Annotated in this window: 14 protein-coding genes; 4 read left to right on the top strand and 10 right to left on the bottom strand. The window is 69.0% G+C overall.

Features of this window, described 5'->3' with window-relative positions:
• Positions 1-191: 191 nt before the first annotated feature.
• Both LG3211_RS03655 and LG3211_RS03650 read right to left on the bottom strand, forming a co-directional pair.
• Positions 192-650 (bottom strand): hypothetical protein, encoded by a 459-nt coding sequence (locus LG3211_RS03655; protein WP_386815199.1) that lies wholly within the window; start codon positions 648-650, stop codon positions 192-194.
• Positions 647-1,669 carry a hypothetical protein gene (locus LG3211_RS03650; protein ID WP_237049825.1) on the bottom strand — a complete coding sequence of 341 codons (1,023 nt, stop codon included), beginning with the start codon at positions 1,667-1,669 and terminating at the stop codon, positions 647-649. The genes LG3211_RS03655 and LG3211_RS03650 overlap by 4 nt, the downstream gene beginning before the upstream one ends.
• Positions 1,670-2,153: 484 nt before the next feature.
• Here LG3211_RS03650 and prmA point away from each other — a divergent pair, with 484 nt between their 5' ends.
• The 4 genes from prmA (at position 2,154) to LG3211_RS03630 (ending at position 5,482) form a co-directional block, all read left to right on the top strand.
• A complete protein-coding gene (prmA, locus tag LG3211_RS03645) occupies positions 2,154-3,074 on the top strand; it encodes a 50S ribosomal protein L11 methyltransferase (RefSeq protein ID WP_057945250.1) in 921 nt (306 codons plus the stop codon).
• A 27-nt stretch (positions 3,075-3,101) separates the two neighbouring features.
• A complete protein-coding gene (locus LG3211_RS24685; protein WP_083512287.1) occupies positions 3,102-4,223 on the top strand; it encodes a DUF3426 domain-containing protein in 1,122 nt (373 codons plus the stop codon).
• A 97-nt stretch (positions 4,224-4,320) separates the two neighbouring features.
• Positions 4,321-4,593: a DNA-binding transcriptional regulator Fis gene (fis, locus tag LG3211_RS03635; RefSeq protein WP_057941637.1), complete on the top strand. Its 273-nt coding sequence runs from the start codon at positions 4,321-4,323 to the stop codon at positions 4,591-4,593.
• Between the two features lie 151 nt (positions 4,594-4,744).
• A complete protein-coding gene (locus LG3211_RS03630; RefSeq protein ID WP_057941636.1) occupies positions 4,745-5,482 on the top strand; it encodes a hypothetical protein in 738 nt (245 codons plus the stop codon).
• A 15-nt stretch (positions 5,483-5,497) separates the two neighbouring features.
• Here LG3211_RS03630 and LG3211_RS03625 read toward each other — a convergent pair whose 3' ends face one another.
• The 8 genes from LG3211_RS03625 to LG3211_RS03590 all read right to left on the bottom strand — a co-directional run bounded on the left by LG3211_RS03625 (position 5,498) and on the right by LG3211_RS03590 (position 13,835).
• The gene (locus LG3211_RS03625) at positions 5,498-5,935 is read right to left on the bottom strand and encodes a tetratricopeptide repeat protein (protein ID WP_057941635.1); all 438 of its coding nucleotides are present in this window, start codon (positions 5,933-5,935) and stop codon (positions 5,498-5,500) included.
• Positions 5,936-6,447: 512 nt separating this feature from the next.
• A complete protein-coding gene (locus LG3211_RS03620) occupies positions 6,448-7,407 on the bottom strand; it encodes a phosphatidate cytidylyltransferase (RefSeq protein ID WP_057941634.1) in 960 nt (319 codons plus the stop codon).
• Complete coding sequence (locus LG3211_RS03615; RefSeq protein WP_057941633.1) at positions 7,404-8,048, bottom strand: lysophospholipid acyltransferase family protein; 645 nt, start codon at positions 8,046-8,048, stop codon at positions 7,404-7,406. The genes LG3211_RS03620 and LG3211_RS03615 overlap by 4 nt, the downstream gene beginning before the upstream one ends.
• Positions 8,045-8,656 (bottom strand): CDP-alcohol phosphatidyltransferase family protein, encoded by a 612-nt coding sequence (locus LG3211_RS03610; RefSeq protein WP_057945248.1) that lies wholly within the window; start codon positions 8,654-8,656, stop codon positions 8,045-8,047. Before LG3211_RS03610 ends, LG3211_RS03615 begins: the two co-directional genes overlap by 4 nt.
• A gap of 157 nt (positions 8,657-8,813) precedes the next feature.
• Positions 8,814-10,277: a TIGR04222 domain-containing membrane protein gene (locus LG3211_RS03605; RefSeq protein ID WP_057941632.1), complete on the bottom strand. Its 1,464-nt coding sequence runs from the start codon at positions 10,275-10,277 to the stop codon at positions 8,814-8,816.
• A complete protein-coding gene (locus LG3211_RS03600) occupies positions 10,274-10,741 on the bottom strand; it encodes a hypothetical protein (RefSeq protein ID WP_057941631.1) in 468 nt (155 codons plus the stop codon). The genes LG3211_RS03605 and LG3211_RS03600 overlap by 4 nt, the downstream gene beginning before the upstream one ends.
• Positions 10,738-12,081: a phosphatase PAP2/dual specificity phosphatase family protein gene (locus LG3211_RS03595; protein WP_057941630.1), complete on the bottom strand. Its 1,344-nt coding sequence runs from the start codon at positions 12,079-12,081 to the stop codon at positions 10,738-10,740. Before LG3211_RS03595 ends, LG3211_RS03600 begins: the two co-directional genes overlap by 4 nt.
• Positions 12,078-13,835, bottom strand: a complete 1,758-nt coding sequence (locus LG3211_RS03590; RefSeq protein ID WP_057941629.1) for a bifunctional alpha/beta hydrolase/class I SAM-dependent methyltransferase — start codon at positions 13,833-13,835, stop codon at positions 12,078-12,080. Before LG3211_RS03590 ends, LG3211_RS03595 begins: the two co-directional genes overlap by 4 nt.
• Positions 13,836-13,840 lie beyond the last annotated feature (5 nt).

Genomic DNA, 13,840 nt, shown 5'->3' with positions numbered 1-13,840 from the left:
ATTCGGCGGGCCCGGAAAACTTTCGCCAGGATGCGGCCAACCAGCATCCCGCCACGGCTTAGCGCGATCGGATCAAACGCGATCGCGCGACCCGGAGCCTTGCGCCCCGGCCATGACACAAACCCGCGACAGCCGCCCGCCGCGCGCAAGCGGCGCGCATGCATCGGCGGCGGCGACGGAACCGGCAAGTATCAATTCGCCGCTTCCAGCCAGGTCGCCATTTCCTGCACGTCGGTCTCGGTCAGGTCCGACGCGCCGGGCACGTTGCGCGGCTGGTTCGAACTCTTGCCGCTCTTGCCCGCCGCCACCTGGGTGCCCGGAATCGGCTGCACGCCGCCGGTGGAGGAGGGGCTGACGACCATCACGTACTCGCTGGAACCGTCGGGCCACACCACCTTGAACGTGCTGCCCGGCGGCAGCGACGAGAACGGCGCGCCGCTCTGCGCGCGGTAGACCGCCGCGATCTGCGCCGCGCTGAGCGAGCGCTGTTCGGCCTTGGAGTCCACCGAGGTCACCGCCACCTGCGACAGGTCGCGATAGTCCTCGCCGAATACATCGATCATTACGCCGGCGGCGCCGACCGAGTAGGCGCTCAGCAACAGCGCCCAGAACCCGACCTTGGCCGTGCTTATCACGTGCTCGCGTTTCATTTCGTCCTCTCTTCGCCAGTCAGCGAATCGACCATTTCTTGCACCACGTCCGCCCCCTGACGCGGGATCGCCGCGTCGTAAACGAAACTTGCGAAATCCTGCTGCGGGTCTTGCGAGCAAATGCCGCCGTTGGCGCAGTAGGAGGTCATCAACGAGCCCTTGGGACCGCAGTCCTGGCCCAACTTGCATGCCGCGAGCTGCCAGGCCAGTTCGGCGAACTGGGTGCCGGCGACGCGGTTGTATCCGAATCCGGCAGTGCGCCCGTTGGCGGCGATGCCCATGCCCGGCGCCAGCGCCGAATACGCATCGGCGTCCTTGGAGCGCACCACGCGATCGACCAGGTTCTGGAGGTATTCCTCGGTATTCTCCAAGGGCTTGCCGGCGGCCAGCAGCGAGGCTTCGGCGGGCAGGCTGCCGGCCTTGGCCGCTTCGGTGCGCTTGATCACGATCATCGAGTAGCTGAGGTTGTCCTCGGGCGCGAAGCGCGCGCAGCGTTGACTCACGCGCGTGCGCGCCGCCGCCATCGCGGCGGAGCTGCGCATCTTCATCGCGTCGATCGTGCGGGTGTCGTTGCCGTAATCGACCGGCGCGTTGGAATAATTGGCGCAGTAGTCGTACACGCGCGTCAGCAGCCAGATCGCCTCCGGTTCGCCGGCGTCGGCGCGCGAGCGCAGCGTCTGCGCGTAGGCGTACAGGTCGGGCGCCTGCTCGAATTGCTGACGCAGCGGCGATTGCGCCGGCAGATGCGCGTTGCGGCGCGGCGCGGGAACGCGGATCGAATCATCGCGGCCCAAGTCGCCCTGCCGCGCCAGCGGCTGCGGCCGCGCCTGCGGCGACTGGCCGATCTGCGGCGGCGCCACGGCGATGTCGTCCTGCACGCCGCCGCGGCCGGCGTAGACAAAGGCGCCGGCCAGCAAGGTCAGGCCCACGAATGTGGCCAGCGAACGGCCGCTCATGCGCGCGACCGCCGGTCTTTCATGCGGAGTCTGCGGGTAGCCGGTCGTGTAGGCATCGGACATCAAGTGCGTGACTCGGGATCCTGGCTGGCGGACGGCGACGGCGCGGGGGCCGGCACGGGCGCGACGACCGGCGTACCGGACCAGCCGCGCGGGCTGGAGGGGCACATCGGCGCATCGTTGGGGCACCGATGATAAGTCAAGCGCCCGACAGATGTCCGCGCGCATATAAAATGTGTTCAACATCACGTTCCAGATATGCCTGGCCTGAACGGGTCGGTGGCGCCGAGATCGCTACGGGACCAGGGTCCGTATGGAAGCCGGCCTTGGCGCCCGCGCGCGCTTGCCTGCCGCGTTGCGCGGCCGGGATCGGCCCCTGGCCCCCCGTTCAGCGCAGGCGGCCCGCGCTGAGGCCGCCAGGCCGCCCCAGCGTCCGCCTCCACCCGCAAGACCCCGCCGCCCACGGCACGCAAGCCACCCGCGCGCTATCTGATCGCGGCCAAACGAGTCAATAATGGCCGCCGCTTTCGATCACCCACCGCGCCTCATGCCCTTTCTCGAACTGACCCTGCGCTGCAGCGAAGCCGAACAACCGCGTTTCGAAGCCGCGCTGGACGATGTCGGCGCGCTCGCCGTGACCATGCTCGACGCCGATGCCGACACCAGCGACGAGCACGCGATCCTCGAGCCGGGCGTGGGCGAAACCCCGCTGTGGCAGTCCATCGTCCTCAGCGCGCTGTTCCCGCACGAGACCGACGCGCTGATCGTGTTGGCGGCGCTGGAATCCTTCGACCCCGGCCTGGACTGGACCCAGGTGCGCTTCCGCCAGGTCGAAGACCAGGATTGGGAACGCGCGTGGATGGATCAGTACGAGCCGCTGCACTTCGGCCGCCGCACCTGGATCGTGCCGTGGAATCACGAACTGCCCGCGCAGGCCGACACGCCCGAGGCGGCGGTGGTGCGGCTGGACCCGGGGCTGGCGTTCGGCTCGGGCACCCACCCGACCACTTCGCTGTGCCTGGCCTGGCTGGACACCCTGGCCGACGAAGGCCAGCTCGACGGCCGCCGCGTGCTCGACTTCGGCTGCGGCTCGGGCATCCTCGCCCTGGCCGCGCTCAAGCTCGGCGCCGCGCACGCGGTCGGCGTCGATAACGACCCGCAGGCGCTGATCGCCACCCACGACAACGCCGAGCGCAACGGCGTGGGCGCACGGATCGAGGTGCACCTGCCGCAGGACGAACCGGCCGCCACCTATCCGGTGGTGGTCGCGAACATCCTCGCCTCGGCGCTGATCGCGCTGGCCGACACCCTGGCCGCGCGCGTCGCGCCGGGCGGACGCATCGCCCTGTCGGGCATCCTGGCCGGACAAGAGGACGAGGTGCTGGCGCGCTACGCCGCCGACTTCGATCAGCTGCGCGCCGACCGTCTCGAAGACTGGATCCGCGTCACAGGCATCCGTCGTCGCTGAGCGCGGCGACATGGTTGAATAACGCGAATGTTCGTCGCCTGCCCTCACTGCGGATATCTGGTCGCGCTGATCGTCTCCAAGGACGGTCCGCCGCGGACCTGTCCGCGTTGCAACGGCGCGCTGCAAAGCGAAACCGCGGATGCCGGCGACGCGGCCGCCGCGACGCCGCCCAGCGCCGCGGCTGAGCCGGGCGCGACGCCGGACCCGAACCCGCCCGCAGCAACGCCCGCCGCCCCATCGGCCGCGCACGCGATCGAGCCCGGCGAGTTGCGCCGGCCCGGCACCGTGGCGACGACGCAGCGCGCGCCCAAGCCGCCGCTCGACACGCCGGCGGCGAGCACCGGCGCGGACGCGCGCGCCGAGCGCGAAATCGTCATCGCCGATGTCGGCGACGATGCGGCCGACGCCCATCAGGCCGGCGACGAATCCGCGCGCGCAGCGGCGCATGCCGACGCGCCGGCGAGTTCATCGTCATCCGATCCGTCCGTGTCGACCGAGCCGTCCGTCGCATCCGCACAAATTCCATCCGCGCCGCTGACACCGCTCACCGAAGCCGAGCCCGCACCGGCGCGGCCGGCCAGGCGCGGCGCCGCGCGCAACGGTAAATCCGAGACCGCCGTATCCATCGGCCGGCGCGCGCCGAGCTTCGCCCGCCAGCAGGCGCGCGCACGCGCCGCCGCGCCGCGCATGCATTGGAGCGGGCCGCTGCTCGCGGTCGCGCTCGCACTGGTCCTGGTGTTGCAATTGCTGCTCGCGCAACGCGACGAACTCGCCGCCGACGCGCGCTGGCGGCCGCTGGTGGCGGCGCTGTGCGGCGTGCTGCCGTGCGAGATTCCGCCGTGGCGCGAACCGGCCGCGCTGACGATGCTCAATCGCAATGTGCTGCCGGTCGCCGGCCGCGCGGGTGTGCTGCGCGTTTCCGCCGGCTTCCGCAACGATGCGCGCTGGCCCCAGCCCTGGCCGACCCTGGTGCTGAGTCTGGAGGACGTGGATGGCCGCCGGGTCGGCCAGCGCGCGTTCTCTCCCAGGGACTACCGCAAGGGTTTTCAGCCACAGGAACTGATCGCGCCGGGGCAGAGCGCCGCGGTGCAGTTCGACGTGCGCGAACCGGCGCCGCACATAGTCGCGTTCACTTTCGATTTCCGTTGAAATATCGAACCGTCGCGTTGTTTATAGCGACTCCAGCGCGCTAGACTCCCCCTCCCGTCGGCGCGACCGGCGGACAGAACCTGCTACGGGGAAGCACTTGAACGCACTCAACGACCGCAACGAAGCCGCCCGCTCCGGACCTCGCGTTCCGTTGCGCGATCACGTCGCGACTTCGATCCGTCGTTACCTGGGCGACCTCAACGGCAGCGGCACCGAGAACCTGTACGAAATCGCGCTGCGCGAACTGGAAATTCCGCTGTTCGCCGAAGTGCTGCTGCACTGCGACGGCAACCAGAGCCGCGCCGCGGCGATGCTCGGCATCCATCGCGCCACCCTGCGCAAGAAGCTGCGCGAATACGGCCTGGAATAACCGCCGCATCGCACGGCGGCCGCGCCGGCCCGCCGCCGCGAGGATTCATCCCGCGATCCACCGTCGCCCGCACCGACCGCGACGCATACCGCCGACGGCGCGTCATGATGCCCATGCGATGATCCGCCGATCCCTCCCATCGGCACGCGACATGCAGGACGACTTCACCCAACCCGGTTCCATCCTGCGGCCGTTTCCGGACGCCGGCAGCGTGTTCGCGCCCGGCCAGGAATCGTTGCAACGCCATCTGCATCCGCTGGTGTCCATCGACCTGAGCGCGGTGCGTCCGCAATGGTCGGGCTGGCTGCATCTGCTGAGCCCGCTGGAGCCCTGCGACGGGCTGGTCGGCCAATACACCGAAGACGAATTCCACGGCGAATTGCTGCGCAGCAACTGGATCGGTTTCGCGGTCGAGGACGGCCGTTACCGCCTGCTCGGCGACGCGCGTTATTTCCTGCTCGAACGCAGTCTGGAAGAGACGCCGCCGCAGCTGCGCGGCGACCGCGCCGAACTGGAAAAGCATTACCTCGCCGAAGAGCGGGCCTATCGCGTGTCGCGCGATTACTACCGCGAACACGGCCGTCTGGTCCGGCTCAACCGGTTCGGCAACGCGCCCTCGGACGACACCACCGCGCTGGATCTGGTCGAGCGGCTCGGCGGCTTCGCCGATGCGGGCTACAACTGGGAAGAGACGGTCGAATTCCCGCTCGAATACGGCGAGGCCGAAGGCGTGGAACAAGCAGTGTGGCCGCTCAGCCCCAGCGGCCGCCGCTTCGAACACGTGGCCTCGGTGCCGGGCTGGAATTACCGCAAGACCGGCGCGGATCTGATCGTGTTGTTCTACGAACCGGTCGAACAGCTGGCGCTGCTGACCTTCGACTGGACCTGAGTTCGCGCCGCGCGCCTAGAGCTGCGCGCGGGTGCCGAGAAAGCGCAGGTATTGAGGATCTTCCGCCGCGAACAGCTCGGCGCCGGCGCCCATGTAGGCGCGCATGAGTTGGTCGGCGGCCGCATCGGCTTCGCCGGTGTCCAGCAGCACCTGTCCCAGGCGCAGGTGGATGAAGGGATTGCCCACGCCGCCGGGGCATTGCATCGCGTATTCCAGCACCGAGCGCGCCGACTTGAGATCGCGCAGATGGAAATAGCAGTCGCCGATCGCGGTCAGGATCCAGGTCGAGGCCTCCCAGTCTTTCTTCGGCTCCGGCACGAGCTCCCAGGCGTCGTTGAACTGGGTCACCGCAGCGTCGAAGCGGCCTTGCTCGGTCAGTCGGTTGCCGGCTTCGCACAGGCGGTTGAGGTGGTTGTAGACGGTGTCGTCCATTTGTAGGGATTGGGAGTTCATCTTTTTGTGCTCTCCGCGGGGGCGGGGTTGTGCTTGATGGTCTTGGTTGGCCGACTGCGCGCATACAGCGCTTCTTGCTTCACTCGCTGCCGTCCCTGGCGAAGCTTACGCGGGCTTCGGATCGTCCGGCCCGACTGCGCGCAGTGCGCGCGTACGGCGCTTCTTGCGTTACTCGCCGCCGTCCATGGCGAAGCTTACGCGGGCTTCGGATCGCCCGGCCCGGCCATCCATGGCCGGGCGTGTAGCCCGACTGCGCGCAGTGCGCGCGTACGGCGCTTCTTGCGTTACTCGCCGCCGTCCATGGCGAGGCTTACGCGGGCTTCGGATCGCCCGGCCCGGCCATCCATGGCCGGGCGTGTAGCCCGACTGCGCGCAGTGCGCGCGCACGGCGCTTCTTGCGTTACTCGCCGCCCTCCATGGCGAAGCTTACGCATGCTTCGGATCGCCCGGCCCGGCCATCCATGGCCGGGCGTGTAGCCGACGCGCGAGCCAATGGCTCGCAAGCGCGTCGGCTACACCCACCAATACCGTATCAAATGAAAGAACACGGGGGCGGCGAAACACACCGAATCCAACCGATCGAGCACGCCGCCATGGCCTTCGATCATGTGCCCCCAATCCTTGATGCCGCGATCGCGCTTGATCGCCGACATCACCAGGCCGCCGTAGAAACCCATCAGGTTGATCACCAGCGCCAGCACCGCGGCTTGCCAGGGGTTGAACGGGGTGATCCACCACAAGGCCGCGCCCAGCGCGGTCGCCGAGGCGACGCCGCCGATGAAGCCCTCGAGCGTTTTCGACGGCGACAGCTTCGGCGCGATCAGGCGTTTGCCGCACAACTTGCCCCATACGTACTGCAGCACGTCGGAGGACTGCACCACGATCACCAGGAACGCGATCAGCAGCAGATTGCGCCCTTCGTACCCCGGGATCCGCAGGTTGATCAGCGCCGGCACGTGCGAAATGCAGAACACGCAGATCATCAGGCCCCACTGGACCTTGGCCGTGCGCTCCAGATAACGGGTGGTGTCGCCGCCGATGGTCGACAGAATCGGCAGCAGCAAGAACGCATACACCGGAATCAACAAGGTGTAGAGCCCGTACCAGTCGGTGTAGACCAGCCAGTACTGCAACGGCAGGGCCAGATAGAACGCCGCCAGCAAGGCGTAGTAATCGCCGCGCCGGGTCGGCGCCAAAGTGATGAACTCGCGCAGCGCGAACAGCGAGACCAGCGCGAACAATACGATCATGCCGACCCGGCCGATCGCGAACGCCAGCCCCACCACCAAGGCCATGACCCACCACGCGCGAATGCGCGCGACCAGGTTGGCGACCACCGCGCTGGGCCGCTCGCGCGTCTTCCAGCGCAACCACTCAGCGATGACGGTCGCAATCAACAACACCCCGGCCACGCCGGCGAACAACAGCACCGAATGCGGCAACCCGTGCGCGAAACCGATCCAATCCTTCATCCCGCCGCTCCCTGGCTGTTGGCCGGCGCATGATCGGACAAGGCCAGCAAGGCCTCGCGCGCGCGCCGTAAAAACGCATCCTTATCCTCGTCCGCGCCAAGCCGGATCGTGTCGCCGAAAGTCGCCGTGCACAGCAGCGGCAAGGGCAGCAGCTTGCCCTTGGGCATCACCCGGGCCAGGTTGTCGATCCACACCGGCACGAATTCCAGTTCCGGCCGCTTGCGCGCCAGGTGATACAGGCCGCTCTTGAACGGCAGCAGCGGCTCATCGCTCTGATTGCGCGTGCCTTCCGGAAACAGAATCAGCGAACTGCCGCCATCGACGGCTTCGCACAGGGTTTCGATGGCATCCTGCTTGCGCTGCTCCGGATCGCGCTCGATCAGCACACCGTTGAAGACCTCGCGGATCAGATAACGGCGCAGGACATCGCGCTGCCAATAATCGGCGCCGGCCACCGGCCGCACGTCGCGGCGCAGCGACGGCGGCAGCGCCGACCAGATCATCACGAAATCGCCGTGGCTGACGTGGTTGCCGTAATAGACACGGTGATCGGCCGAGGGCGAGCAACGCCACAGCGCGCGCGCGCCGGTCAGCAGCCGGATCGCGGCGCTGAAGCCGTCGGCCAGCAGTTGCGAAATCATCGCGCCTCCAGCTCGCGCACGATCGCGCGCAGACGCAAGCCGATGGTCCATGCCGCGCCGACGATCACCGCGCCCAGCGCGGCCAGCAGCAACCACGCGACCACCATCTGATGCCCCAGCGCCAGTCCCACCGCCGACAGCAGCGCCGCAATCGCGGTGGCGATCATGCGCGTGCGCCGCGGCATCGGCCCTTCGTCGTGTTCACGCAGGCCGCAGGCCAGACCGAGCACGCGCACGTAGGCAGTGCCGACCGCGAGCAGCGATGCCGCCCAACCCAGGTCCGAGGCCCACGGCAGCCACGCCGCCAGGCCGTAGCCGACGCCAAGAAACACCAGCGCATCGGCCAATCGGTCGGGCGCGTCGCTGTAGACCTCGCCGGCCTTGCCGACCATGCCGCCACGACGCGCCAGCAGGCCGTCGAGCCGGTTGCACAACAGCCGCCCGCCCAGGCACAGCGCCGCGAACAGCAGCAAGGCCGCGCCGTAATGCGGCGGATCGCGCAAGGCGAAAAAGAACGAGGCGCCGGCCAGCGCCGACAGGCCGATGGCGAACAGCGAAATGCCGTTGGGCGTGGCGCCGCGCGCGCGCAATCGCGCGGCCAGCGCCATGAGCCGGTCGTCGCGCGGCGTGGTCGCAGCGCCGGCCCGCGGTGGCGCGGGCGGCGGCGGCGCGGGCTCGCGGCCGTCGCGGGATTGCTCGTCAGGTCCGTGCTCGCTCGTCATCGTCGTGCTCCACTCCATCGTGCTGCATTCACCCGCGCCGCGTTCAATCGCCACCGCCGCCACAACCGCCGCAGCCACCGCCACCGCCGCCTCCGTCGCCGCTGCTGCAACCGCTGCCGCCGCTGCTGTTCGAATCGCTGCTCGAGGAACTCGATACCGGCGTGCGCAAGGTGTGGTACTCGCTGTAGTCGGTGCCGACCAGGCCGATCGTGCCCATCAACGCGGCGCGATGCATCGGCTCCGCGCCGGACAGCTCCTCGCTGGCGTCGTACAACACCCACTCGCCGGCGCGCGTGCGCGGTTGCGCGCGCAGCAGCCGGCCCAGGTACATGAACACGGTCAAGATCAGCAGTATGAACAAGAACCCGACCGGCTTGTCGCGCGCCAGGCCGATCATCAGTTTCATCACGCCCAGCACCGCCAGCGCCAGCAACGGCGCGCTGCCGATAAGGCGGATCTGCCATTCGCGCGCCTTCGGCAGCCACCAGCCCTTGCGCCGCAGTTGCGCGGCGATCGGCGTGTAGGCGCGTTCGAGCGCTTTCAGCGTCGCGCTCATGGTCTGCTCGCGCGCGGCCACGTCGGCGGCGGTGCGCAGCGGCGGCGTCAGCAGAGCGGCCTGGGCGGCGTCGATGCGCAGCCACACCTCATCGCGCTGCTGCGCGGCGGTGTACGCGGTGCCTTGGTAGTCCAAGCTCAGCACGCCGCGCTCCATCAATTCGATGATGGCCACGTCGGCGGCGCGCTCGGCGCCGCCGGCGAGGAAGCCGAGTTCGACGAAATCGTCGTAACTCTTGCCGTCGCGCGTGTTCGGCCCGCGCATCAGCCGCTTGACCGCGCTGCCGGCGAGAAAGCCCCACACCAGCGCGAACAAATAAAACGCGAGGAACGCGCCGCCGCGCCAGTTCAGCACGTTGAAGCTTCCCTGCGCCGGGGCGAGCAGCACCCACAGCGCGATCAGCGCCGCACTCGCCACCCACACGCCGATGCCGATCCCACGCGGCGCCGAGGCCCACGGCGTCAGCAGGCGCAGCCGCGCCTCATCGCGCGCCATCGGCTTGCGCGGCGGCGGTTCGACCCGCGCCGGCGGCCACAACGCGGCCGGCGGCTCGTCGAAGTAGCTGCGGTAGCTGTCCAGCGTGTCGCGGTACTGCTGCTGATGGCGCGAGTCCTCGACCTGCCCGCCCAGCGACGGGGTGTGGTGCAGATCGCGCTTGAGCACCTGCGGGCAGAACCGCAGCCAGTAGTCGCGCGTGTCGGTCATGTGCGCGTGCCAGACCTTGTCGATGGTCTCGCTCGGCGTCACCGTGTGCGTCGCCACCACCGCCAGGAAACAGAAGCGGCGGTATTCCTCCAGCGCCGCCTCGGCGGCTTCGCGCGAAGACTGGATGGCGTGGGCGATGCGGTCCACGTAGGCCTGCGGATGTTCGCCGCCGAATCGGTAGTCGCGCAACCGCTGCCACAGGGCGCGCTGCTCATCGGTCCATTGCGCAGCGTCGGTCGGATTCATAGCCACACTCGTCCAAAAGGTGCGATCAGTGCCGCGAACTGTACGATCAAAGCCAACGCCTGCCGCAACAGCAAGCCGCGCGCGCCGCGCCAGCGCCGCGGCCAATCGCGGCCCTCACGGCCGGGCTTGAGCAAGCCCAGGCCGCGCAGCGCGGCGTCCAGGCGGCGGGCGGCGTGGGCGTCGTCGCCGGATGCGGCCAGGGCCTGCAGCAGGCACGCGTCGAAATCCACGCGAATCGCGTAGTACAGCTGCGCCAGCCCCGCCAACAGACTCAGCAGCCAGGCGATCGATGCCCATGGCGGCGATGCTGCATCCAGGATCAAGCCAAGCAGCGCCGCAAGCCATAGCAGCAAGGACGCCGCGCACAGCCAGCGTCCCTGCGCGAGCAATGCTGCCATCGTCCGCAGTTCGAAGGCGGAGATCGGCGCGACTTCGGCCGCGTCGCCTGCGTGATCCGCGCTCATGCCGTCTGCTCTCCGAGCGCGGCTGGCGACGGCGACGCCTCGCGCAACATCAGGCCCAACGCACGACGATGCCGCTCGCGCAGCACGATCTCCGGACGCGCCCGGCGCAGGATCGCGATCGCCTCATCGACCGTCGCCGCGCGTCCGCTGCGCAACAGCCAGGCCGCGACCGCGGCGGCGCTGCGCGAATAGCCCAGGGCGCAGCACACCAGAACCTCGCCGCGACCGCGCGCGGATTCGATATCGGCCGCGATCTGGCGCAGTTGCTGCGGCGTCGGCGCGATCAGATCGAGCATCGGCCGCACCACATCGCCCTCGCGCCACGGCCGCAGCGGCAGCTCGGCGCTGACATCGACCACGCGCGCATAGCCGTCGCGTTGCCCGCGCGCCGGCACCCGGCCCAGCCACAATTCGTCGATGACCCACACCGGCTGCGGCGCGCGCCGCGTCCACCAGCGCGAATTGGCCCAGGCGCCGAGCAGGTACGGCGCGTACAGCCAACGCGCGGCGCGGCTCAGGCGGCCGTCATCGCGTTTCTGGAACCCGTTCGCGCCGAACACGGCATAGTTGGCCGCGACCAAGAGCAGCGACGCCGCCGGCCAGAGCAACCACAGCGCCCAGCCGCCCAGGTCGATCGCGCCCCACGCGCACAGCGCCGCGCCGGCCAGATAAATCGCCGCCATCTTCCAGCGCTGCGGATCGCGCGCCAGCGTCGCCTCGCGCCACGGCGCGGCCACGCGCTCGGGCCACAGCCACACGCACAACCAGCCGGCGAGCACGCCGGTAGGGATGTCGATGAAGTGATGCTGATAAGTGGTCAGCACCGACACGCCGATCAGCGCGAACCACCCATGCAACAGCCAGCGCCAGGCGCCGCTCAGGTGTTGGGCGAACCGCGCCCACAGCACGATCAGCAACACGATATGCAGCGACGGCGCCTGGTTGAACGGCTTGTCGAAGCCCAGCAGCACGTCGAACAACCAGCCGAACACGCCGCCGGTGTCCGGACGGGTGAAGGTGAAATGCAGCGGGAACAGCAGGAAGCAGCCGACCGCGATGGCCTGCGCGGTCAGCAGCCGAAACGCCTGCGTGTCCAGCTCGCGCTTGTCGCGGCACACGAACAGGGAAATGCCGTAGAACAGATCGATCGACCAGTACGGCACGATGGTCCAGGCCCAGAACGGAATCGCGTGTTCCCAGCCGAACACGATGCTGGGCACGTCCGCGCGCGCGGACGCGACCGAGTTGGCGTAGCCGTAGCTGAGAAAGAACAGCGGCCCCAGCAGCAACAGCCACAACGCCGCCCGCGCCCACGGGCGGCGCGCGGTCGCGACGGTCATGGCTGGACTCGCTGCGCCAGCGATACGGTGAAGATGCCCCAGGCGTCGATGCGCTGGTCGATCTTGACGAAGCCCGCCGCGCGCACCAGATCGTCCATCTCCTGCTGACTGCGCCGGCGCATCACCCAGGCCTCGCCGCCGCGGTGGCTGGTCAGCGCGCGGGCGATGAACTCCAGTTGCGGATGCCAGGGCTGGCCGGTGTAGACCAGGAAGCCGCCCGGCGGCACCGCCGCGGCCAGACCGTCCAGCGAACGCCGCACCAGCGCATTGTCGGGGAACAGTTCGTACAGGCCCGACACCACCGCCAGGGTCGGCTTGGGATCGAGCGCGGCCAGCGCGTTGCGATCGAAGGCGTCGCCCTGGTCGAAGCGCGCGAGCGCGCCGGCGCCGAGCTCATCGATCAGCGCGCGGCCCTTATCGACGTTAAGTTCGCTGTAATCGCGCAAGCGGATCGAATCGGCGCGTTCGGCGCCGCCGGCCAGCGCTTCGAGCGCGTAACGGCCGTGTCCGGCGGCGATGTCCACCGCGTCCACCGCCATCCCCGCCGCGCGCAGGCGGCGCATGGCTTCGCGCAGCAACTCGTGCAGATGGGTGCGACGCACGCGGATGCCGCGCCAGCCGATGGCTTCCAGATAATTGCGATCAACCATGCGGCCGAGCGGCCCGCTGCCGCGCGCCTCATTGCGGTAGACGTAGTCCAGACTGCTGCCCGAGTCGAAACCGGTATCCAGGCCCAGCTTGATGCCTTGCGACAATTTGCCGCCGAAACGCAGGCTGGCGCGGACGAAGCGCCAGCGCAGATCGGCCAGCGACCAGCGCTGCGGCGGCCACGACAGTTTTTCCGATTCCTCGAAGCTGGGCCCGTGACGGTGCGCGTCGAGCAGATCGGCGCGCTGCAGCGGCTCGGCGAAACGCGCCTGCACGAACGCGCGAATGCGGTTGACCGCGGCGACGCGGCCTTTCTCGCCCAGGGTGTCGTGGTAGAAATCCGCGAGCAGGTGGCGCTCTTTGATGCGCGAACCCAGGCGTTCGTAAAAACGGTCCTGCGGGCCGCGGTGGACGACGAAATCCGCGCCGGACACCAACAGTTGCGTGGGCACGGTGATCGCCTGCGCGTCGGCGACGATGCGATCGGCGGCTTCGTACAGGCCCAGCAGCACCCGCACCGAAATCGGCCGGGCGATCAGAGGATCGGTGCGATAGCTTTCGATCCGCTCCGGATCGTGGGTCAGCCACTGCGGCTTGACGTAGCTGTTGACGAAGAAATTGCCGCGCAGCTTCTGCATCAGCTTCAGGCCCGGCCGCGCCAGCGGCACGTAAAGCTTGACCTTGAACGCCGGCGAGGCCAGCACCAGCGCGCGCAGGCGCGGCGCGTAGTCGTGCACCCAGGTCGCCGCGACCACCGCGCCGACGCTCTGCGCGATCAAGGCGATGTCTTCGACCGCGACCTGATGCCGGGCATGAATGTGAGCGATGAAGCGATCCAGATCGCGCACCAGCGCCTCGAAACCCGGCGCATCGCCGCGCTCGCCGGGCGAACGGCCGTTGCCACGCGCGTCCCAGGCGAATACGTCGAAATCGTCCAGCCCCAGTTCGGCGACCAGATGCTGCACGCGTCCGGAATGCTCGTGGCCGCGATGCAGCAGCACCAGCGCCTTGCGCGGCCCGCCGTCGCTCTTGCTCGCCGGCCAGTGGCGATAGAACAGCTCGACCCCGTCGAAACTGGCGAAATAACCTTCCTGCGCTTCGCTCATGACCA

It is taken from the genome of Lysobacter gummosus (assembly GCF_001442805.1).
GTDB lineage: Bacteria > Pseudomonadota > Gammaproteobacteria > Xanthomonadales > Xanthomonadaceae > Lysobacter > Lysobacter gummosus.
Note: the sequence above shows the minus strand (reverse complement) of the source record. Positions and strands in the feature narration are given on the sequence as shown.